Here is a 23,068-nt window from a genome sequence, read left to right as displayed (position 1 = left end):
AAAACCGCTGCGTACTTTCGGGTACCTTCATTGGCTGAACGGCGCGATGCGCAGCGTGTCCTTTTCCAGAAACGCCTGCACCGCTTTTCCACGCAAGGCCGGCTCCATCTCCTCGGCGGTGCAATACCAGCCGTCGACCGACAGCAGTTCGGCCTCGTTTTTGCGGCAGAAGATGCGCGCCGCCGAATGGCCGAGCACACCGGCCGACGCCCGCCCGCGCAGCGTGCCGTAGACATGGATCGAGCCGGCGGCGACGATCTCGGAACCGGAGGCGACCGAGCCCAGCACGATGACATCGCCATGCGCGTGGAAGATCGACTGGCCCGAGCGGATCGGCGTCTTGACCATCAGCGTGGCCGGCGCTTCCGGCACCCTGTCTTCTGACCGTTTGCCCGGTTCCGCCCTGCCTTCTTCCGCCCTGCCCGTCTCTTCCGGCCTGCCGGCAGCCTTTTGGTCGGCCTGCATGAGCAGCCCGCCTGTGGCTTCCTTGGCGCCGATCAGCACAGGCGGCAGACTGGGCTCAAGCACCGTGTTGCCGTCGAGCTCGATGGCATAGATGCGGATGCCGCGCAGCCCAAGCTCGGCAACCAGCGCCTCGATCTGGCTGACCGCGGGCTTCAGCGTGTTGAGGTTGAGCACCACCGGGCGGCCGGCAAAATAGCCGGGAGAATTGCCGATCCAGCGGTCGAGGCTTTCCAGCCACTCCGAAAGCGGCGTCTCCGGGGTGAGCGTGAAGGCGACGAAGGAGCGGGCGCGAAAGCGAATGGATTTGGTCTCGACGGGGGCGGCGAAGGTCACGGATAGCGATTCCTTACTGATAGGTAAACGCTAGCCAGCCATGGTTAACGAAAGGTTAACGGAAGGGGAGTTTGCGGCATCCGGAAAGCTGTTACTGACAGGCCCGGCGTGTCAGCAAACCGGCGGACAGCCCTGGAAATCGCCAGCCCTTTCCTCGACACCTTGCTGGCTAAGTGCCCTTCGCTGCGTCCTCGATCAGTTCCGCCAGCAAGCTAGAGAACCGCTCGTCAGCCTTATCCCCGATGTTTCCCACTTCTCTCGCCACCATCCCGGGCGAAGATGCCGACACTTGTCCACTCAGCTGGACGTTGACCGAGAACGTCCTTCCGATCACCTCCTTTTCCGTTCCCCGCTTCCTGTAGATCCTGAACCGAATAGATGGTGTTGATGCTTTGTCTTGGCGGCGTGGCGCAGTGTCCATCTCGACCGCCACCTCGCCTGCTACGTCAGCCCTGGCCGCTTCCAGCGACGCGACCACGACGTCGTTTAGCCAGGCCCTTGCTTGCGCGCCGAAGTCCACCCCTTCGGCCTTCTCTTTGCCGACCTTTTCCTCGTGCTCACGGCGAGCTTGCTTGCCGCGGTCAAGGGCATCTCTAAACTTGGACATCGTGGTTTGCCTCCGATTGTGAGCGCATGAGACCAGGTGTCACATCCCATGCTCCTCCTGATGACCATGCTCCTCCTAATGGTAGAACGCGCGCGAGCGGCGTGCGTTGCGTAAGCGGAGCCGGCGGTTCGCCGCTGCGCGCGGCAGTATCCTTCTGCCGCGGTCGACCCGCCGGGATGGCGGCGGTGATCGCGGCGCTGTGGTCTGGGGTAGCCGTGTCACCAGCCGAATGGACAAGCGCTGGAAATTACCTGCCCTTTCCCGCAAGATGCCTGAACATCCCCGGGGCTCGATATGTGCAACCTCTACAACATCACCACCAGCCAGGAGGCGATCCGCCAGTGGACCCGCGCCCTGCGCGATAGTCTCGGCAATCTCGAGCCCTCCATCGACATCTATCCCAACCAGCCCGGCCCGGTGGTGCGCAATGCGCCGGACGGGACGCGCGAGCTGGCCAACCTGCTGTGGGGCATGCCGACGCCGATCGAGCGCGTGAAGGGCAAGGCCGACTACGGCACCACCAACATCCGCAACCCGCAATATGGCCACTGGCAGCAATATCTCGGCGTCGAGAACCGCTGCGTGGTGCCGCTCACCAGTTTTGCCGAACCGAGCCCAACGCCGGGCGACAAGGATCCGGATACCGGTATCCAGAGAAACTACTGGTTCGCGCTGAGCGAGGCGCTGCCGCTGTTCTTCTTCGCCGGCCTGTGGACGCGCTGGCAAGGCGTGCGCAAGATCAAGGACGGCCCGGGCGAGTTCGAGCTCTACGGCTTTCTGACCACCAGGCCAAACGCGCTGATCGCGCCGATCCACGAGAAGGCGATGCCCGTGATCCTGACCACGCAGGAGGAAACCGAGACCTGGCTGACCGCGCCGTGGTCGCAGGCCAGGCACCTGCAGCGCACGGCAGCGGACGACGCGCTGGTGATCGTCGACAAGCCGGCGACGCAGATAAAATTTCCGCCGCAGGCGCCACAGGCGCCGGTACAAGGTTCGCTGTTCTAAAGCTTGAATTTCTGCAGCACCCAGATGTAGCCTTTTGGCGGATGGTCCTGGTCGACGAACTGAGTGCGAACGGTGGTGTCCTTGCGGCTGCATCGTTTGCACCTGAACCTGATGGCTTCCAGCGGCTTGTTCCAGCCCACCACCTTGGCCACGTCGTTGGCCCGAAAACGCCCGACATGGTAGCAGTGGCCGCACTCGACGATCAGCAGCATGTTGGCCTTCGCGGCACGTCCAACGCTGTCCATCGGCCCGGCCATGGCCTCATTTCCGAGTCAAATAGCCCTCGGGAAGCGGAAGCAGGCCAAGATCCGGCATCCGGAAATCGGGCTCCTTCTCCGCTACGCTGGCCATCACCTCATGCAATTTTTCGACAAGCCCGCAAAGCTGCCAAAACAGTTCGCCTTGCGCCTTCAGATGCAGTTGCGACGAAAGCACCGTCCTGCGCAGGCTGAGAGCGTCGCTGATGATCGCCTCGGCATGCCTCGCCGACAGCCTGTCGAACCGGCTTTTTCGTCTGCCCATCGCGGCTCTCCCCAGTTTGTGAGCAACCGCCCCACCTCTGACAAATAGGAAGGCATTCCTCACGGAGTCAATTCGCTCCTAACATTTTTGTTCCCGTTTTGTTCAATTTGAACAGAAACTGTTGGAGCATAGCCTGGACCACATGGTGACGCTGGACAGCCGTCAGGAACCCGCCCTTCAGGTAGTTGCAGAAAAATTCATTGCATAGCACAAGGGCGACGCGGTGAAGGCACTCAAGGAAATGATCGTGCTGAACGGGCATCTGCAGGAGCGGGTTTGCCGCCGTGGAGGGACGGCGCCGGGCGGTGCGGTAACCGCTCAGAGATGACGGTAGCAGGACGCGTGTTCAATCGTGCCGTTCGAAGGTCGGCTTAGCGCCAGATCTTGGTCATTCGAAGCAATTTCGCTGTTACTCGAAAGCGGACATCGGCTGCGCGAAGCTACCTTCCCTCCCAATCGACATCCGAGGGATGAGGACGCCGTCAAGCGCTGGGTCAAATCGACTTGAGGTACTCGATCAGATCGCTCTTTTCCTGATCGGTCAGCTTCAGGCCGAGATGGTCGTCATAATGCTCGACAACGTCATCGAGGGTGGCGAACCGCCCGTCGTGGTAGAAACCGCCCTTGTGGATTTTTTCCATGTCCCAGAGCGCGCGCAACGATGCCGTCCGGTAGCGCTCGTCGGGAGATCGCATCGCCTGGAAGTCGTCGATCCCGATCTCGTCGGCCGTATGCAGATTCCAGCCGGGTTCGGTGAAGAGCGGCGGCACGTGGCACGTGCCGCATTTGGCCTTATCGTTGAAAAGTGCCTCGCCTTTCTCCGCGGCCGGGCTGTCGAATACGCCCTCGGGCGGCTTCGGGGTCGGCAGCGACAGCTGATAGAAATGAAGCGCCGGAAGCTTGGCGGTGATCCGGTCCTCGTCGTCTTGCTTGTGGCCCTGTTTTGTCCGTGCCGCCACCGGATACTTCTCGGCATCGTCCAGACGCGGATCGTAAAATACGCCTTTGCCGTGCATTTCGAGATTGCCGACATATGCGTTCCAGTAGCTCACCGTGCCCCAGGCTCCGGTCCAGGTGTGGTTGTTCACGCCGGCCAATCCGAAGGCCGGCGGATTGAGTGTGGCGGCCGTCTTGCCGTCCGGGCGAAATGCCTTGCCATCGAGGTTCAGCTCGGCATCGAACTTGCCGGGACCCCAAGCCTCCACCGCTTTCTTCACCTCGGCTTCCGATATCTGCAGCATTTCGGTGAACGCTGTAAGGTCCGGCGCCAGCGCGACGATCACTCCGATATTGAGGTCGCGGTTGGGCCAGCCGTCCAGCCTATGCCCGATGCCGGGTGCATAAGCATCGTCGACCGTTGAATGGCACACCGCGCACTGGATGCCCACCGAGGTCAGGGTCTGTCCGTCCTCGGAGAAAAACCCTGTCACGCCGACCACGGCATTGGCCTTCAGCAGCAGAAGCGTGCTTGCGGGATCGGCAAGGTCGACCTCGCCCTTGTCTAGCGCCGCGGCCACGTCCTTCGGAATGGCGTTGACGTCGACCTTAAGGCCAAGTTCGAGGGCTTTTTGCGGACTGAGGCCTGGCCCGACCCCGCCCAGTTTCTCGCCGGCGATCGCCTCATGAAGCTTGAGCTTACCGCCCCAGAACTCCTCGCTGCCGAAGGTGTCGAAGCGGAAGGTCTCACGGCCTTCCTCGAGATATCGCATGGCCTGCTCGGCCGCGGCGGCGTCAAAATCCTTGCCGCTGACCGATCCTTTCGCGCTCATTTGAGCGGCGGCTGGAATGAGAGCTGCGGAGAGCAGAACGCCCAACGAGACGCCAATTCGATTGAACCGTGCAGACACTGCCATGTCCTCCCGAATATTGTTTTTTAGTCGGCTCGCCGGTTCGATCGTGTGCGACTCAACCGGGCCGATAGCTATTAGATGACCGAGCGGGCGGAACGTTCCCGTCATCCGGCGTACAGTCCGAATAAAGATATTTGGCTCACGCAGTCAGACTGAAAGACGAAGACGATCCATAACGGTGGCGGTTAGTCGCTCGCAGCGGCGGCCCTTGAACGGGAAGGCGTTCAGCAGCACGGGGCCAATCTGTTCGTCCAGCTTTTTGCGAACGAGGCGGCGGGCGCGATGGAGCCGCGTCCGCACTGTCTCGGGACGCAGGCCGAGCAGTTCCGCCGTCTCGTCATTGGACAGTCCTTCGATCGCGCGGGCAATAAAGACAACCCGATAGGCTACGGGCAACGTATCGGTAGCCCGTTCGACCAGGCTCAGGATTTGTCGTTGCGCCACCGTCCGCTCGGCGTCGTCGGAATATTTATTGAGAGAATACTGTATGACCTCGGAATTGGCCCGTGCCGCGGACTTTGCAAAAGCTGCCGCGCGCCGTCTCCTTCGCAAGCGTCCTAGCGCCTCGTTGACGACGATCCTGCAGAGCCATGTCGACAATGCCGATTCTCCTCGGAACTCGGCAAAGTAGGCGAAAGCGTTGACATAGGCTTCCTGAACGATGTCCTCAGCTTCGCTGTCGTCGTCGGCCAATCCACGCGCGATACGATAGAGACGCTGGTTGTGCGTCTGCATGATGGTTCGGAATGCATCCGCGTCGCGCGCCAATGCGCGGCGGACCAGTTCCACATCCTTGGAATTGCGCCCGTCATCGCCCCTGTCAATGCGTTGGTCGGACATGACAACTTATCTAATCACCAATTCGATGCTTTCCGCAGCAAAAAGGTTCCCATTCGACCCGTTTATCAGTGGAAGGCCCACAGACAATCAAGGCAGCGGCTAGAAGCAGGCCGACGGCGCCTATCATGCCGACAATCCTGTGACGCTTCATCACCCGCCCTCCAAGCACAGCATCCACCAAACGCCGGCTTCCGGCCATTTCGCGACATTCTGACCGCTTCTCCAAAGCTGATCTTCGCGCAACGACAGCAGTCGACCTTCGCGATCGTCAGTCAAACTTCCGGGCTCCGCATTAACTGAAGAGTGCCACGATTCCATAACAACAAGCAGCAATGAAGGCGGTGGCGGGCATGGTAACCACCCATGCAATCACGATCGAGCCGGCTATGCCCCAGCGGACCGCAGAGATGCGTCGCGCCGCGCCGACCCCGACGATGGCGCCGGTGATGGTGTGCGTGGTGGAGACCGGGATGCCGAGCCACGTTGCGCCAAACAGCGTGATCGCGCCGCCGGTCTCGGCGCAGAAACCCTGCATCGGATTCAGCCGCGTGATCTTCGAGCCCATCGTGTGCACGATGCGCCAGCCGCCGAACAGCGTGCCAAGCGCCAGCATTGCCTGGCAGGTGATCACCACCCAGAAGGGCACGTAGAACTCGCCCCCGAGCATGCCCTGCGAGTAGAGCAGCACCGCGATGATGCCCATCGTCTTCTGCGCATCATTGCCGCCATGGCCGAGCGAATAGAGCGACGCCGACACGAATTGCAGGGTGCGGAAGGTATTGTCGACCGCGAACGGCGTCTGGCGCACGAAAATCCAGGAGACGGTGAGTATCAGCACCAGAGCCAGCACGAAGCCGGTGAGCGGCGACAGCACGATGGCCGCGACCGTCTTCAGCAGCCCCGACCAGACGATGGCGACGCTTCCGGCCTTGGCGACAGCCCCGCCGACCAGTCCGCCGATCAGCGCATGCGAGCTCGACGAGGGTATGCCGTAGAGCCAGGTGACGATGTTCCAGGCGATTGCGCCGACAAGCGCGGCGAACACGACCTGAGGCGTCACGATGTCGGCGCTGACGATGCCCCTGCCGATGGTCTCGGCGACGTGGAGACCGAAGAACAGGAAGGCTATAAAATTGAAGAAGGCCGCCCAGAAGACTGCATACTGCGGGCGCAGCACGCGGGTCGAGACGATGGTGGCGATGGAGTTCGCAGCGTCATGCAGGCCGTTCAGGAAATCGAAGAACAGAGCGACGCCGATCAGGCCGACGAGAAGCGGAAAGGCGAGAGTGGGGTCCATCCGCTCAAACGTTCTCGATCACGATGCCGCTGATCTCGTTAGCGACGTCTTCGAAGCGGTCGACCACCTTTTCCAACTGGCCATAGAGTTCGCTGCCGACGATCCACGCCATGGCGTCGGTCCTGCCGTGGCGCTGGAACAGTTCCTTCAGGCCCGCGTCGTGAAGTCCGTCGGCGCGCTCCTCGACCTTGGTGATCTCCTCCGCAAGTGCGCCGAGCCGTGTGACGTTGGCGCCGACTTTTTCCAGCAGCGGGATCGCCTCGGCGGTCAGATGCGCGGCCTCGACGATGACGGCGCCCATTTCGCGCATGCGCGGCTCGAAGCTCGTTTGCTCGAACAGCCTCACCATCTTGACCACCTTGTGCATCATGTCGATTGCATCATCCATCGACTGGATCAGGTCCTTGATGTCGCCACGGTCAAACGGGGTGATGAAGCTCTTGCGCACGGCGAGCAGCACCTCGCGGGTGACCACGTCGGCCTGGTCCTCGAGCTCGACGATCTCACGGCAATGGCGCTCGACGGCCTCGCCGCCATCGAGCAGCTTCTGCAGCGCCTCGGCGCCGGCGACCAGGATGCGGGAATGCCGCTCGAACAGGTCGAAGAACTTGTCCTCGCGGGGCAGAAGCGCACGAAACCAATTGAGCATGTTTTATCCTGTAGCGTTCAGAAATGAGCCAGTTCAGGCGCTATAGATTCCAGTAGGGCAGCCAACTCAGGTTCATCGACCAGGAGTGCTGCTTGATCCGGCTTAAGCCAGGCCCGTCTTCGATACTTCTGCTCCTTCCATTCATCCAGCTCCTGCTGCACGTGAAGCGGGTATACTTCAACGGTTACCGGGACAAACGTGTCCTTCAATCGTTTCCAATAATGGAAGCTGCCAACGGATTGCTCATGCAAAGTGCCCACTACTCCGGCTTCCTCACCCGCCTCTTGAGCTGCAGCCTCGCGGTCTGGTCGACCCTTCATCGGCCACCCCTTGGGCAAGATGAAGCGGCCCGTTTGCCGAGACGTTAGCAGCAAGATTTCAGTGTCTCCGTCTGCAGCGCGGCGATAAGGCAAAGCGGCAACCTGTGCGATGGGCTTGCCACGGCGCGCTCGCTTTCCCAGTTTCTTTTTCTTCAAAGGCCCGGCCATCCATTTCGCTAAGACCTTAGCCGTATTGTCGGTAGCTGGCTAAATTTTTTGCGAAGCCAATTAAGACGTGCAGGATCTTCGTTGAGTCAATAGTGCTGCTTGCTTGTGAATGTCAGCTATCACGCAGCGAAACATCCTCATGAAGGGCAGCTCAGGGTCAATAGCAGACTGTCGGCTGACGGCTCCGGAACTGTAGCTCACACTCGAGCTTCTTGCCGCTCTTGATATTCGGAACAACGGTAGTTGGCTTGTCGAGAAGCATCGAGATGGTTTCGTAGGCGGGAGAGCGGCGGTCATTGCGTAAGGCACTTGCGGCCCATTGCCATTGCCTTGAAAGTCCCCTTTAGATCGACGACAAAGGTCCCCTCGGTTTCCGGAAACACGATCATTTCGTATTTCTTGGCCACGTCGCGCTTGAAATTCGGGTCGTCTGTCAAGATGTAGCCGCCAGAATATCCGCCCTTGAGTTCGCCGTTCGTGCTGGTGGCCACACCCTCGTAGAGATGGCCGCCGATAGAGACAAAGATTTCCGACTTGGTCCCGTTCTGAAGGCCGATATCCTGCTTCGTGAACACGCCAAGATACCCGACCTCGTGATTTGCGGTAACGCCCATTTGCACTGAATTTGGGCCATCTGAGTGCACGATCAAGCAATCTCCGCGGGTTTGATTTGCATAGACGGTCCAGCCCTCGACGTCGTGCCCGTATCGGACAAGCACATCGCTGGCCCTGGGAAGGGGATTTTGATCTTGTCCGTAGGCTGCCATCGCAGACGAAAGTGCTACTGACGTCGCCGCGATGAGTATCATGAAATGTCGCATAATTGTTCCCCTCGTATGCGGGTAAAATTGTTCGGTGGCTGTGGGCCACGCGAGGGCGGACGGACGCCATCCGCCCCGCGTCAGTTTCTCTCATAGTGCCTTCGTCATCGGCGGATGCTTCCAGGTTCCGTCGAGTGCCGGTTCCTTGGGCCAGTAAAGGCGCATGATGGCGATGAAGGGACCTTTCGGCGCAGGCAGCCAGTTCGGCTCCTTGTCTTTGCCCGGCGACTCGTTCTGAACGTAGAATGTGAAGCCACCATCGGTGTCCTTCACGAATTGCGGCAGCATCGGCTTGTTGAGCAAATAGCGATTGATCGGATTGGCAACGAGCAGGCTCTGCGGCAGCTCGTACATCGTCAAGGACCAGAAGGCATTCACCGGCGGAAGCTCATCGGGCGCGAAGTGGAGAGTATACTTGTCGGAACCCTCAAGCTTTCCTCCGGCGGAATCGATGGCATAGACCGGGTACATCGCCTCCTCCTTCGAATTGCCCCCGATGCCGAGCACGGCGCCCGCCATCCGATAGAGGTAGTTATTCTTCAGATACGCACGCGTCCCGAAGACGTCGCCGGAGGTCACTTCCCCCGTATCGATTTTTTGTCTTTCCAAACGCGCCAGATCAGCCCAGGCGTCGGCAATGCCCTGTTCCATGGCTGTCTTCATCTCAGGTGAGAGTGCGTCAAGGTCTATAGCCTTCTCCGCTCCCACCCCGATCCTGGCGAAGCTGGCCATCAGTTCCGTCTCGGAAGAATCGGTCGGGCAGAACTGCAGGATGAAGTTTAAGATGTTGAAAAATTCGAGCGACTTCCTCTCGTCGGCTGACGTCAGCGGTTTGATGAAATCAATCGGTGCGGCCGCAGGCGCAGATTGGCCTAGGAAGGCGGAAAGCGGCTCTGCCTTGTAGCCGGCCTGCACCTTTTTGACGTTGTCCAGATCGCCGGGATTGAACAACTGTGTGCGGTAGGCCGCCCAGATGAAGTCGGTCTCCGAGCGGATCACTTTCTTCACGCCTTTGGGTGTCTCGCCCTTCCAGCCTGGCCCAGCGACGAGGAAGCTGCCGCCATCGTTGCCGGTCGCACGGCTGCCGAGGTAGTCAAAGTTGAACGTGTAAGCGTCAATGAACTGGACGCTGAAATAACGCTCCTTCTCGATCGCCGGAACCGTGAGGACCATCGGTTCGGCGCGCAGGTCCATGCCGAGCCACGAATAAGGCGTGTCGGAGTTTGGCGTCTGGATCGCCGTGTCGGCCGGCGTGTAAACACGCGGGGTGTTGATCAGTGTGTTCCAAGGGGCCTTGTATTCCGGGTTCTTGGTGTCAACGAAATAGGCATGCTGGATGCGGTAGCTGTCGACCATCGGGAAGCCGTAGATATAGGCCTCTTTGGCGATGGCGCGGGCTTCGGCCGCCGTTACGTCCTGTGCGTGGGCGTTTATGGAACCAAGTCCCAAAAGCCCCGCGGCCAGCACTGAACCCTTGGTGAAATCACGTCTGGTTAACGACATCGCAGTTCTCCAAATTTTGATGGGTTATGCATTGATCATCAACCCGGTAGGCGGGCTTTCTCGGCCGGTGCTAGTGTACGGACGCCGGTTCAACCGTTGCTGGCGGAGAGCAGGGCATGCAACACTCAATAGTGCAAGTGGTGGGTATGTAAGTTACGTAGGTGACTGTGCGGCAGCAATCGTCCTCTCAGGACGTTGCAGTCTTACCATGTAAAGGTCGGCAACGGATCAGCACAGGACATTCCCAGAACTATCGTTGAGCGGCAGCAAAGGGGTCGGTTGCTGAAAGGCAGTTATCTGCCGAGCGCGCCTAGAACCGGACTGTCTGGATACGGCCCCGTTTTCGCCCCTCAGTCATCGGCGTTCGTTGCCCCGCGTGCCGTGCCGCCGCCTTTTGGCCAGCGGCTATATGCGCGAATGTTGTCTCTGGATTAGCCGACTTTTTTGAGACGTTGACCGGAGTGGTCCATGCCGCTTGACATCGAAACCCGGTTTCTCTGCCTGGCGAATCTTGAACCTGCGGCGCGAGAGCTATTGCCGCACGCTGTTCACGAATTCATTGCCGCCGGTGCTGGCGAAGAAATCACCAAGCGCGATAACGAAGCCGCATTCGATCGCATCAGGTTAAGGCCGCGCGTGCTGCGCGATGTGACAAGACTTGATACCGGGATCACGCTCTTCGGGCAAAGTCTGTCGCATCCGATCATCCTGGCCCCAATAGCTTATCAGCGGCTGGCGCATCCGGAAGGCGAGGTAGCCGCGGCGCGCGGCGCCGGAGTGGCGGAAGCGGTGTTCACTCTGGGTACCACGGCGACGGCGGCGATCGAAGATTGCGTGGCGGTGAGCCAGTCTCCAGTCTGGTTCCTGCTCTATTGGCAAAGCGACCGCAGTTTCAATGGTGAACTCGTATCACGCATGGCGGAACTGGGCGCAAAGGCAATCAGCGTGACGGTCGACATGCCAACGCCAGGCGATCGCCGCAGGCAGTTCCGGGCAGGATTCAAAATTCCCGACAGCCTCGCAACGCCATACTTCAAGGACCGGAACACCGGCGTGCTCAAAGTTGGCACTGCGCAGCCGCGGGCCATGCCGACCTGGGCGGATATTGCCTGGCTGCGTTCCCTGACAACCCTGCCGCTTATCCTGAAAGGTATCCTCGACCCTGACGATGCCGAGCAGGCGATTGGAAGCGGTGCTGATGCTATCGCCGTATCAAACCACGGTTCGCGTAACCTCGACACCCTGCCGGCGACTATCGACGCCCTGCCCGCCATCGCGGAACGGGTAGCCGGGCGGATTCCCATCATCCTCGACGGCGGCGTGAGGCGTGGCACAGACGTTTTGAAGGCGATTGCCCTGGGGGCAAGCGCAGTCATGATTGCCCCCCCTATGTCTACGCCCTGGCAACGGGTGGTGCTGAGGGCGTAGCCCATTGTGTCAACCTGCTTCGCCGGGACTTCGAGGTGGCAATGGCGCTGACCGGCCGGGCGCGCATCGGCGAGATCGACCGGTCGGTAATCTGGTGAAGTCCGGACCTATTTCCTCGGCCAAGTTCAGCATTGCACTTATGACGCTTTACCTCCGTCCCCGCCCTTTGTCCAACGAGCGCCGGCCATAGCAAGGTGGCGGCTTTTGGACAGAAAACTTGGATTGTGGGGACGCTCTCCACTCCTTATGCAGCGCTATTCTAAGCCCGAAAATTCGCGGCACTGATGGCAACGCCTGATCGGTTCTAGACCTCCATTGGATCTGCTGTCGGCCCCGCTCCAGTCATCAACGCGCCGCACAGCGGTCGTGCTGTTCCTTCGAAGCAGTGGCTGCAGGAGGTTCAATACCGGACCTCGCCCGGTCAGGCGCTCATACGAGGCCGGCTTTGCGAAGGCCATCCACGATCAGCTCGAAATCATTGGGATCCTTGTAGGGCAACACTTTGCGGCGATGTTCCAGAGAATATTGGGGGTTGACGCGAAACACTTCCTGCCACTCGCTACGGGCTTCTTCGAACCGACCCAGATGGCCGTAGCTCGCCGCCAGGAGCACGCGTGAGACGTCGGTGGTAGGGTTACGAACAAGTCGCCGCCTCAGGATCCCAATTGCCTCTTCGTACCTGCGCAACTGGAACATCGCTTGCGCCTGGAAGTGAAGGTACACGTCCGGATAATACGGGTTCAAGGCCATTGCCCTGTCGAAACACCGGAGTGCGTCCTCAGGCTTGCCGGAATAATACAGTGCGTAACCGAGATTTTCGAGCCCCTCGGCAAGATTTGGCGCAAGAGCGATCAAGCGTTTAGCCGAGCGGATGGCCGCCTCATGCCGTCGCGAATACAATTCGACGATGCCCAGCGCCCAATGTGCGTAAGGATATCGATCGTCGAGCGCCACTGCCCGTGCCGCGAACATTTCCGCTTGTGCCATTGCGTTCGACCACGACGAGCTCCACTGGTTTGCATAGTCCAGTATGTTTGCGAAAGCGAGGAACGCGTAGGCGGGAGCGAATTTCGGGTCGAATTCGACGGCGCGCTGCAACAGCTCCCGGCCCTTGATGTTTTCCGCTTTCGTGAACCGCCATAGCTGCTCTCGGCCATGAAGAAAGCAGTCATACGCGTCTAGGTTGCCGGTTTGCTCGGTCGCGAGCCGCTGCTGGTCGCCCTTTGTCAGGTTGAGCGCCAGCGCGTCGACAATTTGCTGCGTAACGTCGTCCTGAACGGCAAAGATATCGGTCAGGTTGCGATCGAAGCGCTCCGCCCACAGATGTCCGCCTGTGGTCGCGTCAATAAGCTGCGCGGTGATACGTACCCTGTTGCCGGATTTGCGGACGCTGCCCTCCAGCACGTAATGCACGCCGAGGTTCCGGCCCACCTCCTGAACGTTCACGTTCCTGCCCTTGAAAGTGAAGGACGAATTGCGAGCGATCACAAACAGCTGCGACAGCTTTGAGAGAGCTGTGATGATGTCTTCGGAGATTCCGTCGGCGAAATATTCCTGCTCGGTATCACCGCTCATGTTGGCGAAGGGCAGCACGGCGATCGACAACTGAGGCGGTGCCGCTGTCGAAAGCAGAGCTTCCGAAAGTTCGTAGGTCACAGGCGCCTTTGCGTGAGCCGCGGTGCCGACTCGGAGTGAATAAACCCGGATCGGCTCGGCAATATTCTTGAGCTGGGTGTCGCCGAGATCACTGACCGAAACGTCTAGTCTCGTCTTGACTTGCCGATAGGCGTCTTCGGACAGACAGATGGTGCCCGGGGCAGCGACACCCTCCAGACGCGAGGCGATGTTGACGCCGTCGCCCATCAGGTCGCCGTCGCTTTCTTCGACCACGTCGCCCAAATGTATCCCAATCCGAAATTCGATGCGGCGGTCCTCGGGCACGCCGGCGTTGCGCTCGACCATGCCATTCTGCACTTCTATGGCGCAGCGCACGGCGTCTACCACACTGCGGAATTCAACCAACGCACCATCGCCTGTGCGCTTGACCATACGACCGTTGTACACGGCGATGGTCGGGTCGATCAGGTCGCTTCGAAGTGCCCGCAACCGGGCCAACGTACGATCTTCATCCGTGCTCGCCAGCCGGCTGTACCCGACCACATCAGCGGCAAGGATCGCGGCTAGCTTGCGGCTCTCGCTCACGGGCCAATCTCCTCGTATCCACAATAACACGAAGAGGCAGGGAAACATGAAAGTTCGCTGTCCCCAGAGCGGTATCCTGCACTCGCTAGAATTCTACACCCTACGCCGAAGTAAGGGTCATCCGGCGCGGCTGCCTGGCAAGGGACGGCCATCAACGCCCCTCAATGCCTCTTGAAATACTGCACCTCGCGTTCGTGCTGCTCCGCAGCCTCGCGGCTGTCAAACGTACCGAGATTGCGGCGTTTGCCGGTCTTTTCGTCCTTCTTGCGCGAATAGAGGCGGTATTTTCCGTCTTTGAGTTTTCTGATCATCTATCACTCCCCGAGCCGCTGCTTCCCCTTGAGATTGCGCGCGGCTTGTTCGATCGCCGCTCGGTCGTTGCCCAGCCTGTCGATCAGTTCCTGCGCCTGTTCGCCCGATATGCCGGTGCGCACAGCCAGGGCCTCCACCGTCAAGACGTCGGAGCTCGCGACCTCGCGGGTTTCCGGCAGGGCATCGCCTGCCGTCAGCGGCAGGGCTGCCTCCCTTTCGATCTCGGCCTCGGCCCGGTGCCAGTGCCGCTCGGGATCGCCATGGACCCCGCCTTCGCGTTCCCAGATCTGGTATGCGCGCTCACGAATCCTGTCTTCCCGGTCGTCGCTCATGCTGATTCCTCCTGTGGGTATTCGGATGAACGCCGCACCAACACGAACGATCCAAGAAATCTGCGTGATCGGCGGTCGCACAGGCGCCATACACTGCGGCCGCCAGTTCGCCACCTGCACCCACCTACTCGCACTGCCTGCGCGGGCCGCCGGAATAGGGCTGGTAGGTGTTGTCTTCCGGCCGATAGGAGCGGTAGCGGCTGAAGCAATATTGCACGTGGTCGGGCGGAAGCCAGGCGCCGCCGATTTCATCCGCCGGAACATCGCCATCCATCGACCACGTGTCGGTCGCCTCGACATAGCTGGCGCCATCGTCGGCAGGCTGTGCGGCGCGGTCGGCCGCACCGGCATCCAGATAGGGCGAGATGCAGGGACGCTGCTCGCCGCTGTAGGATGTGTAGTGGTCGTCGCTTGGCCTGTAGGAGCGGTAGCGGCTGGCGCACCATTCCACATGGGCGGCGGGCATCGCCTGCTGCTCGTCGGTTGCCGGCGTTGTCTGCTTGATGGAGGCGGTAGCGGTGGTGTCGGGCGACGAAGCTGCGGCATCGGCAGGTTTCGCGGCGCGATCAACTGGGGCCTGATCAAATGGGGCCTGATCAGACGGGACCTCTGCTACCTCTGGAACCTCTGGGACCGCTGCGACCTCCGGGACCTCGCGGGCGGGAAGGCGCTCAAGATGCTGCGAAGCGGGGTTCACCTTCCGCGGCTCCCTCGGCCACAGTTCGGCAACACTGGAAGTCGGAGCGACCGGCCGCACCGGTTCGGCAGAGAGAATCCACATGGCGAAAGCCAATCCACTTGCGAAAACCGCCAGCGTCAGCACGAAGCCGCCAAGTACCGCCGATAAAGCTTTCACCTTGCGCTCCTTTGCCCCCGTCATCTGTTAAAATGCGAGGCATTGGATCCGGTTCCAAGCAAGCGCGGCAGCATGAACTTCCGTGCACAAAGGAAGCCCCCTCTCCGCCTCGGCTTCGCCGAGCCGCCTCCCCGCTTCGCGGGGCGAGGAACCAAGCTTTCAAGGGTCGCGGACAAGCTCGGTATAGGTCCTCAGCTCACCATCCTGCCCACGAATCCGCCACGTCTCCCCGTCCCGCGCCTCGACATGGCACGGGCCGAGCGGCACTTTGCCGCCGCCATCGGGCAGATCCAGCACGTAGACGGGGTTGCAGATGCCCGACAGGCGCGCCCGCAAGGCGCTGACCAGCGCTCGTCCCGCGGCAATGGTGGTGCGCCGATGCGCCATGCCGCGCGCGAGGTCGCCGTGGTGCAGGTAATAGGGTTTTATGCCGAGGCGGTACATCAGCTCGCGGCACAGTTCCTCCAGCACCTCGACGGTGTCGTTGACGCCTTTCAGCAGGACGCTCTGGTTGAGCAGCACGAAGCCGCCCTGCCGCAGCGCGCGGCAAGCTTCTTCGGTGGCCGGCGTGATCTCCCGCGCGTGGTTGAAATGGGTGACGACTGTGACCATCAGCCGGCCCTGCAGCGAGCGAACCATTCCTGACGTGACGCGCGAGGGCAGCGCTACGGGCACGCGCGTGTGGATGCGCAAGAGCCGCACATGCGCAACCGCCTCGATGCGGGCACGGATTTCTGCCAGCGCCTTGTCCGGCAGCGACAGCGGATCGCCGCCGGTCAGGATCACCTCGCGGATTTCGGGGTGGGCCTCGATATAGGCGAAGGCCGGCTCCAGCGCCTCGCGCGAAAAACCCCGGCCGATCGAGGTCAGCGACTCCTTGCGGAAGCAGAACCGGCAATAGACCGCGCACTGGTAGGTCGCAAACAGCAGAACCCGGTCGGCATGGCGATGCGTCAATCGCGGCACCGGGCTGAAGGCGTGGTCCGCGATCGGATCGTCGAGCTCGCCCTCCTGCTCGGCCAGCTCTTCGGGCGACGGGATGACCTGCGCCCGGATCGGATCGGCGGGATCGCTCCAGGCGATCAGGTCGAGATAGGCTTTTGGGATGCGAACCTTGTGGCGCGTGGCCGCGGCGTGAGCCGCCGCGCGCTCGGCTGGCGACAGCGGCAGGGAGTCGAGATCGCGCACCTGCCGCACGCCGGCGCGAACATCGCCCTGCCACGCGGCGTCGTCGTCGGCCGCCATGCCGGCGTCGGGGGTGTCGAGGTGTGAGGTCATCAAAAGCTCCTTGAATTCGGGGCTGTACAGCATTGGAGCCGAGGTGCGAACCCTTGCCGGATGCACTCAGCGGCGAAGCTGCCAATCTCCCCCGCGAAGGCAGGGCTATTGCAGGTGGAAAGCCGAGGCTTTCGCTCTACGATGTACCCCCACCCCTAACCCCTCCCCACAAGGGGGAGGGAGACTTCCGTTTGCGCTGACCTCGGCAAATTGCCATGCCTTTCGGGCGCCAAAGGGGAAGTTAAGGCGCGCGGCAGCGTTCCCTCCCCCTTGTGGGGGGTTAGGGTGGGGGTCCACCTTCGCAAGAATCCAAATGCGATTGACCGGCCCACAAGGGGGGAGATTGGCAGCTTCAGCGCCCGCCTGGTTTCTCAGCACGCCCATCCGGCTTCATGATGATCTCGCGATGCGGATAGGGGATGTCTATGCCGTTTTCCCTAAAAACATCCCACAGCGCCAGCAGCACCCTGCCGCGCACATTGGTCAGGCCTTGCTGAGGGTCGTGGATCCAGAAGCGCAGGACGAAATTGAGCGAGGACTCGCCGAAGTCGGTGAGCCAGCAGACCGGCCGCCGGTCCGCTTCGACCCGGCCGACGCTCATGGCGGCCTTGATCGCCAGTTCACTGACCTTATGCGGGTCGGCGTCGTAAGAGACGCCGAAATTCACGTCGAGCCGCACAAGGTTATCGCTGAACGACCAGTTGATGACCCTTTGGGTGATGAAGTCCTCGTTCGGGATCAGGTATTCGCGGCCGTCGCGCGTCACCACCGAGACAAACCGCGCCCGCAATTCGCGCACCCAGCCGAAAGTGCCTTCGAGCGAAATGGTGTCGCCCGGCTTGATAGACTTGTCGAGCAGGATGATCATGCCGGAGACGAAATTCGAAACCACCTTTTGCAGCCCGAAAGCCAGGCCGACGCCGACGGCGCCGGAGAATATCGTCAGGGCCGTCAGGTCTAGTCCGACGGAAGACAGGGCGATGGCACCCGCCACCAGCACAAGGGCGACCTTTGCGACCTTGCCGACGAGGACGCGGATCGAGGGCGTCAGCTCTTCGGAGATGCGGACGCGCTCGTCGATATACTTGCCGACGACCACCGCAAGCCAAACCGTGGCGATCAGCAGCAGCGCCGCTTTCAGCACCATGAGCGCCGAAAGGCGCACCGCGCCCAAAGGTATTGCAAGGCCTTCCATGAAAGTCGCGGCGTCGTCATCGATGCCCAGGATGACGAGGGCCGCATAGATCCAGGTCAGCCAGGCGAGAGCCCGCGCGACAAAGCGATTGCGGATGATGCGCGACAGCACCGACGCAAACAGCCACGCAAGCGATAGCGAGAGCGCGATATAGATGAAATGGGTCCGGCTCGGCCAGGTGACGGCGCGCATGAGAACGAGCGCGGCAAGCAGGAAGACCGTGAACAGGATCCAGTCGGTGCGCCGCAACAGGGCAACGACCACCCTCAACAGTCCGGGATGCCCCTTGATCTGGCGTGCCCGGTTCTCCACGAGCGGTTCGATGCGCTGCGCCGCGAGCTTCGCGACCAGGAAGAGCACGACGATGATGGCAGCCTGATAGAAAAACCACGGCGTGACGGCGTAGTCGAACCATCGGCTGGCCCAGGCCAGCGATTCATCGATGGCGTTGCGAAAATCCATTCCCACACGACCGTTATGGATTGGCGAACAGCACAATGTCGCCGGCCTGATGAAGGGTCAAGCCGGCGCTCTGCGCTTCAGCCCCGCGCGCCCCCGGCGCCTCTTGGCCGGTGCGCTCAACATGTCGGGTATAGCCGCCGCCATAAGAGTGACGCACGCGGCCAGGCAGCGGCCGCCAGAAACAACAACCGATTAGAAACAACCGCTGGAAAATCGCCAACGCGCAACATTGAATCACTGTTACATTAGCTTGCTCTTAAATTAGATTTAGCGTATGTATGCAGGTGGCCGGTGATCTACCCCCCAACCGGTTAGGCTCGGCGCCAGTCCCGCCCCCCTCAGGCCAACGACGCCGGGCCGCTCGGCCCTTGCTGCCCTCGCGGCAGCTCAGCTCCGCAGCCCCGGCGCCTCCTGCCCCGTTCTCTCGACATACTCCGTATAGCCGCCGCCGTAGGTATGAATCCCCTCGGGCGTCAGTTCCAGGACCCGGTTCGACAGCGCCGCCAGAAAATGCCGATCATGCGAGACGAACAGCATGGTGCCCTCATACTGCGAAAGTGCCGTGATCAGCATCTCCTTGGTGGCGATGTCGAGGTGGTTGGTCGGCTCGTCCAGCACCAGCAGGTTGGGCGGGTCGAACAGCATCAGCGCCATCACCAGCCGCGCCTTCTCGCCGCCCGACAGCACCCGGCATTTCTTGTCGATCTCGTCGCCGGAAAAGCCGAAGCAGCCGGCCAGCGCCCTGAGCGGCGCCTGGCCGGCCTGCGGAAAGGCGCCCTCCAGCGTCTGGAACACGGTGCGTTCGCCCTCCAGCACTTCCATGGCGTGCTGGGCGAAATAGCCCATCCTGACGCTGGGCCCGCGCGCCACCGTGCCATTGTCCGGCTTGGAAGCGCCGGCGACCAGCTTCAGCAGCGTCGACTTGCCGGCGCCGTTGATGCCCATCACGCACCAGCGCTCGCGGCGGCGCACCTGGAAATCCAGCCCCTGATAGATCGGGCGGCTGCCATAGCCCTTGTGGACGTTCTTCAGCGTCACCACGTCCTCGCCGCAGCGCGGCGCCGGCTGGAAATCGAACGACACTTTCTGGCGGCGTTTTGGCGGCTCGACGCGGTCGATCTTCTCCAGCTTCTTCACCCGGCTCTGCACCTGGGCGGCGTGCGAGGCGCGCGCCTTGAAGCGCTCGATGAAGGCGATCTCCTTGGCCAGCATCGCCTGCTGGCGTTCGAACTGCGCCAGCTGCTGCCGGTCGGCGATCGCCCGCTGCTGCTGGTAGAATTCATAGTTGCCGGAATAAGCGGTCAGCGAGCCGCCATCGATCTCGACCACCTTGTCGACGATGCGGTTCATGAACTCGCGGTCGTGCGAGGTCATCAGCAGCGCGCCGTCATAATTCTTCAGGAACTGTTCCAGCCAGATCAGGCTTTCCAGGTCGAGATGGTTGCTCGGCTCGTCGAGCAGCATGGCGTCGGGCCGCATCAGCAGGATCCTGGCCAGCGCCACGCGCATCTTCCAGCCGCCGGAAAGTTTTCCGACGTCGCCGTCCATCATCTCCTGGCTGAAGCCGAGGCCGTCCAGCACCTCGCGGGCGCGGCCATCCAGCGCATAGCCGTCGAGCTCCTCGAAACGCGCCTGCAGGTCGCCGTAGCGGGCGATGATGGCGTCCATCTCGTCGGCGCGATCGGGATCGCCCATGGCCGCTTCGAGCGCGCCCATCTCGGCCGCCACTTCGCTCACCGGCCCGGCGCCGTCCATCACTTCGGCAACCGCGCTGCGGCCCGCCATGTCGCCGACATCCTGGCTGAAATAGCCGATGGTGACGCCGCGATCGACCGAGACCTGGCCCTCGTCGGGCTGCTCCTCGCCGTTGATCATGCGAAACAGCGTCGTCTTGCCGGCGCCGTTCGGGCCGACCAGGCCGACCTTCTCGCCCTTCTGCAAGGAGGCGGAGGCCTCGATGAAGACGATCTGCCGGCCGTTCTGCTTGCTGATGCTTTCCAGTCGAATCATGCTTTTCACGCGCGCCCAAGGGAGTTTCCCCGCGCCAATACGCGATAGGCGGCGCCTGCGGAAGCCCGCAAATCAATCGGAATACGACGCCACATTCGAAGTTCGAACTGAATTGGCGGAACCTCAGATAGGGCCGGCAGTTTAGAAAGATGACCTCAAACAGCGAAGGAGGACGAGATGAAGACCCTAACCGCTATTTTGCTCGCCACCTCAATGATCGGGCTGACCGCCGGCACGGCAAGCGCTACCTGCCACGACACGACCGCATCGATCCAAGCTCAATCAGGCGTCGCAAAAGACGCAACGCGCGCGCCCCTCGAAACCGACGCGAATACCGGTAACAGGGTAAAGGGCGGCCCGGCCAACAAGACCGGCAACACCATGCCGCTTGCCAACCAGGAAGCCGGTGGCGATAAAAACCTTGCCACCTCGCAGCAGGACGTCGAGGCGCAGCAGGAGGGCGAGAAGACAGCAGCTGCAAAAGCCGACCCCTGCAAGCCGGATTGACGCGAATTGAAAAGCCGACCGCAGACGGCGCGCCGTAGCACAAGGCGAAGCGCGATAGTCACCCAATCCCGCCGGTCACCGCGTAGGCGCCTGCGGCGCGTCCGTCCTCAAGACGCACGACGGCGCTGACGATCGGGCCGTACGAGCCACGCCAGACGCTGTGGATTCTCTCATGCTCGTTGGCCGGCACCACCGCGCGCCCGGTCAGGCGCGCGCCGGTCTGCTGCATGGTGACAGGCTCGCCGTTGACATGCACCTTCACACGAGTGTCGGTTCCGGCCTCGCCATCGAAGTCGAGCATGACGGTTATCTCATCGTCATCACCGGCATGGCGCGTCTCGGCGGCAAGCGCGACGGTCAGCGGCGGCGGCTCGTCGGGCGTGCTTGCGTTGTGGCGGGCGAAAAAAACATCGTCGGGAAGTTCCGGCGTGCGCGACGGGCGGCTGCGGCGCTGGCCAAAACGCTCGAAGTCGCCGGCCAGCCGCAGCAGCCGGGTGTCGTCATAAGCCTTGCCGGCGAAGGTTAGGCCGACCGGCATGCCGATATCGGCCATCGCGCCCATCGGCACGGTGACGGTCGGAATGCCGAGATGGCGCGGCACCAGATTGCCGTTGGCGACCCAGGTGCCGTTGCGCCAGGCCAGCGCAGCGGAGGCCTCGCTGACATCCGCATCGGCCGGCCCGACATCGGCGACGGCGGGAAACACCACTGCGTCGAGCCGTTGCGCGTCGAGCCAATCCTCGAAATCGATGCGCCGCGTCGCCTCCAGGCCTTTCAGGCCAGCCTCCAGATCGGGAATGGCCCGGAATGGCGTGACGCCGCGCTTGGCCCGCTCGACATATTCCGCCACATCAAAACTGTCCTCATAACGGTCCGGCAGCGTGCCCGGTGGCTGCGGGAAGATTTTTGCGCCGTCGACCGACGCGAGATCGGGGATGGTAGGGTCGGCATTGGCGCGCAGGAAATCGTCCCAGGCGAAGACGCACAGGTCCCAGATCTCGCGCTCGGCGAATCCTTTGGGAATCAGCCCGCGATCGACCATGTTTTTTGTTCCCGGCCGGTCGCGCTCGTAGTTGGAGACGACGGGAAAATCGACCTCGACCACATCTGCGCCGAGCCGCCGCAGATCGGCCGCCGCCTGCTGCCACAGTTCCAGCACCGACGCGCGGGTCTGGATCGCAACGTCCAGATCGCGGCCGATATACATGCGCGGCACGCCGAGCCGCATGCCTCGCAGCGCCCCCTCCAACTCGAGGCCGGTGTAGCGCGGCGGCCGCACGGCCGAGCTCTTCGGCAGCGCCACCCAGGGCTGCGCGCGCCAGAAATCGCCCCTTGTGTTCGGATCGTCGGCGACGATCACGTCGAGCAGTTCGAGCATGTCGGGCACGCTGCGCGTATGCGGCACCACCACGTCCATCGTCGGCACCAGCGGCCAGTTGCCGCGCACCGAAATGACGCCGCGCGACGGCGTGTAGGCGACCAGCGCGTTGTTCGACGCCGGCGCGCGGCCCGACGACCATGTCTCCTCGCCAAGCCCGAAGGCGGCGAAGCTGGCGGCGATCGCGGTGCCAGAACCATTCGACGAGCCCGACGCGAAGGCGGCGGTCAGGTAATCGGCATTGTAGGGGCTTTCCGCCCGGCCGTAGACGCCGCGCTGCATGCCGCCATTGGCCATCGGCGGCATGTTGGTCAGCCCGATCAGCACCGCGCCGCCGGCCCGCAGCCGCCCGATGGTGAAGGCGTCCTCATTGGCGACGAGATGTTCGAAGGCCGGCGAGCCCGCGGCCACTGTGAGGCCTGATACCTTGTAGCTGTCCTTGGCGGTATAGGGGATGCCGTCCAGCGGCCCGAGCGCAGCACCATTCCTGCGGCGCCAGTCGGACGCGGCCGCCTCCTCGAACATTTTGGGATTGAGCACGGGAACGGAGTTGAGGGTGATGCCATGGCGGTCGTACCTGGCGATGCGCCTGAGATACGCGCCGACCAGCTCGACGCTGGTGACGGTGCCGGCCTCCAGCGCCTGCCGCAGCTGTGCGATGGACGCCTCGACGATGTGGAGATCGATCACTTTGGGAAAGCCAAGCGTGTGTTTGTCCAAAACAG

General features: G+C 62.0%; 21 protein-coding genes and 1 pseudogene. 3 read left to right on the top strand and 19 right to left on the bottom strand.

The window, feature by feature from the left end; translation table 11 throughout:
* Positions 1-27: 27 nt before the first annotated feature.
* Positions 28-798 (bottom strand): septum site-determining protein MinC, encoded by a 771-nt coding sequence (minC, locus tag AC0L18_RS14710; RefSeq protein ID WP_473492946.1) that lies wholly within the window; start codon positions 796-798, stop codon positions 28-30.
* A 169-nt stretch (positions 799-967) separates the two neighbouring features.
* Entirely contained in the window at positions 968-1,405 is a 438-nt protein-coding gene (locus tag AC0L18_RS14705) for a hypothetical protein (RefSeq protein WP_473492945.1), read from the bottom strand.
* A gap of 294 nt (positions 1,406-1,699) precedes the next feature.
* Between AC0L18_RS14705 and AC0L18_RS14700 the strand changes: the two genes are divergently transcribed.
* Complete coding sequence (locus AC0L18_RS14700; RefSeq protein WP_473492943.1) at positions 1,700-2,413, top strand: SOS response-associated peptidase; 714 nt, start codon at positions 1,700-1,702, stop codon at positions 2,411-2,413.
* Here the strand turns inward: AC0L18_RS14700 and AC0L18_RS14695 are convergent.
* The 9 genes from AC0L18_RS14695 to AC0L18_RS14655 form a co-directional block, all read right to left on the bottom strand.
* Positions 2,410-2,670: a hypothetical protein gene (locus tag AC0L18_RS14695; RefSeq protein WP_473492941.1), complete on the bottom strand. Its 261-nt coding sequence runs from the start codon at positions 2,668-2,670 to the stop codon at positions 2,410-2,412. The two genes, AC0L18_RS14700 and AC0L18_RS14695, sit on opposite strands and share 4 nt — an antisense overlap.
* Positions 2,671-2,674: 4 nt before the next feature.
* Positions 2,675-2,935 (bottom strand): hypothetical protein, encoded by a 261-nt coding sequence (locus AC0L18_RS14690; protein ID WP_287295606.1) that lies wholly within the window; start codon positions 2,933-2,935, stop codon positions 2,675-2,677.
* A gap of 494 nt (positions 2,936-3,429) precedes the next feature.
* On the bottom strand, positions 3,430-4,704 hold the full coding sequence (locus AC0L18_RS14685; protein WP_473492939.1) for a hypothetical protein: 1,275 nt from the start codon (positions 4,702-4,704) through the stop codon (positions 3,430-3,432).
* A 228-nt stretch (positions 4,705-4,932) separates the two neighbouring features.
* On the bottom strand, positions 4,933-5,625 hold the full coding sequence (locus AC0L18_RS14680; protein WP_473492937.1) for an RNA polymerase sigma factor: 693 nt from the start codon (positions 5,623-5,625) through the stop codon (positions 4,933-4,935).
* Between the two features lie 292 nt (positions 5,626-5,917).
* Positions 5,918-6,922, bottom strand: a complete 1,005-nt coding sequence (locus AC0L18_RS14675) for an anion permease (protein ID WP_473492935.1) — start codon at positions 6,920-6,922, stop codon at positions 5,918-5,920.
* Between the two features lie 4 nt (positions 6,923-6,926).
* The gene (locus AC0L18_RS14670; RefSeq protein ID WP_023801761.1) at positions 6,927-7,571 is read right to left on the bottom strand and encodes a DUF47 domain-containing protein; all 645 of its coding nucleotides are present in this window, start codon (positions 7,569-7,571) and stop codon (positions 6,927-6,929) included.
* Positions 7,572-7,588: 17 nt separating this feature from the next.
* Positions 7,589-8,047, bottom strand: a complete 459-nt coding sequence (locus AC0L18_RS14665) for an NUDIX hydrolase (protein ID WP_353682347.1) — start codon at positions 8,045-8,047, stop codon at positions 7,589-7,591.
* 305 nt (positions 8,048-8,352) lie between these two features.
* Positions 8,353-8,880, bottom strand: a complete 528-nt coding sequence (locus AC0L18_RS14660; RefSeq protein WP_473492933.1) for a hypothetical protein — start codon at positions 8,878-8,880, stop codon at positions 8,353-8,355.
* Positions 8,881-8,970: 90 nt separating this feature from the next.
* Positions 8,971-10,383, bottom strand: coding sequence for a DUF1254 domain-containing protein (locus AC0L18_RS14655; protein WP_473492931.1), 1,413 nt, complete (start codon positions 10,381-10,383; stop codon positions 8,971-8,973).
* A 468-nt stretch (positions 10,384-10,851) separates the two neighbouring features.
* Between AC0L18_RS14655 and AC0L18_RS14650 the strand changes: the two are divergent.
* Positions 10,852-11,909, top strand: a pseudogene (locus AC0L18_RS14650) (alpha-hydroxy acid oxidase).
* A gap of 331 nt (positions 11,910-12,240) precedes the next feature.
* Here the strand turns inward: AC0L18_RS14650 and AC0L18_RS14645 are convergent.
* The 7 genes from AC0L18_RS14645 to AC0L18_RS14615 form a co-directional block, all read right to left on the bottom strand.
* A complete protein-coding gene (locus tag AC0L18_RS14645) occupies positions 12,241-14,013 on the bottom strand; it encodes an adenylate/guanylate cyclase domain-containing protein (RefSeq protein ID WP_473492929.1) in 1,773 nt (590 codons plus the stop codon).
* A gap of 161 nt (positions 14,014-14,174) precedes the next feature.
* Positions 14,175-14,324 (bottom strand): hypothetical protein, encoded by a 150-nt coding sequence (locus AC0L18_RS14640; RefSeq protein ID WP_473492927.1) that lies wholly within the window; start codon positions 14,322-14,324, stop codon positions 14,175-14,177.
* A gap of 3 nt (positions 14,325-14,327) precedes the next feature.
* Complete coding sequence (locus AC0L18_RS14635) at positions 14,328-14,657, bottom strand: DUF2934 domain-containing protein (RefSeq protein ID WP_473492926.1); 330 nt, start codon at positions 14,655-14,657, stop codon at positions 14,328-14,330.
* A 124-nt stretch (positions 14,658-14,781) separates the two neighbouring features.
* Entirely contained in the window at positions 14,782-15,513 is a 732-nt protein-coding gene (locus AC0L18_RS14630; RefSeq protein WP_473492925.1) for a BA14K family protein, read from the bottom strand.
* A gap of 159 nt (positions 15,514-15,672) precedes the next feature.
* Positions 15,673-16,791 carry a KamA family radical SAM protein gene (locus AC0L18_RS14625; protein ID WP_473492924.1) on the bottom strand — a complete coding sequence of 373 codons (1,119 nt, stop codon included), beginning with the start codon at positions 16,789-16,791 and terminating at the stop codon, positions 15,673-15,675.
* A 352-nt stretch (positions 16,792-17,143) separates the two neighbouring features.
* Positions 17,144-18,448, bottom strand: a complete 1,305-nt coding sequence (locus tag AC0L18_RS14620) for a mechanosensitive ion channel family protein (protein WP_473492923.1) — start codon at positions 18,446-18,448, stop codon at positions 17,144-17,146.
* A gap of 387 nt (positions 18,449-18,835) precedes the next feature.
* Positions 18,836-20,458 carry an ABC-F family ATP-binding cassette domain-containing protein gene (locus AC0L18_RS14615; protein WP_473492922.1) on the bottom strand — a complete coding sequence of 541 codons (1,623 nt, stop codon included), beginning with the start codon at positions 20,456-20,458 and terminating at the stop codon, positions 18,836-18,838.
* A 177-nt stretch (positions 20,459-20,635) separates the two neighbouring features.
* Here AC0L18_RS14615 and AC0L18_RS14610 point away from each other — a divergent pair, with 177 nt between their 5' ends.
* Complete coding sequence (locus AC0L18_RS14610) at positions 20,636-20,965, top strand: hypothetical protein (protein ID WP_473492921.1); 330 nt, start codon at positions 20,636-20,638, stop codon at positions 20,963-20,965.
* Positions 20,966-21,023: 58 nt separating this feature from the next.
* Here the strand turns inward: AC0L18_RS14610 and AC0L18_RS14605 are convergent, their stop codons facing one another.
* Entirely contained in the window at positions 21,024-23,063 is a 2,040-nt protein-coding gene (locus AC0L18_RS14605; protein ID WP_473492920.1) for an amidase, read from the bottom strand.
* Positions 23,064-23,068 lie beyond the last annotated feature (5 nt).

Source organism: Mesorhizobium sp. WSM4819, from assembly GCF_055811215.1.
This window is presented reverse-complemented; position numbering and strand designations above follow the sequence as displayed.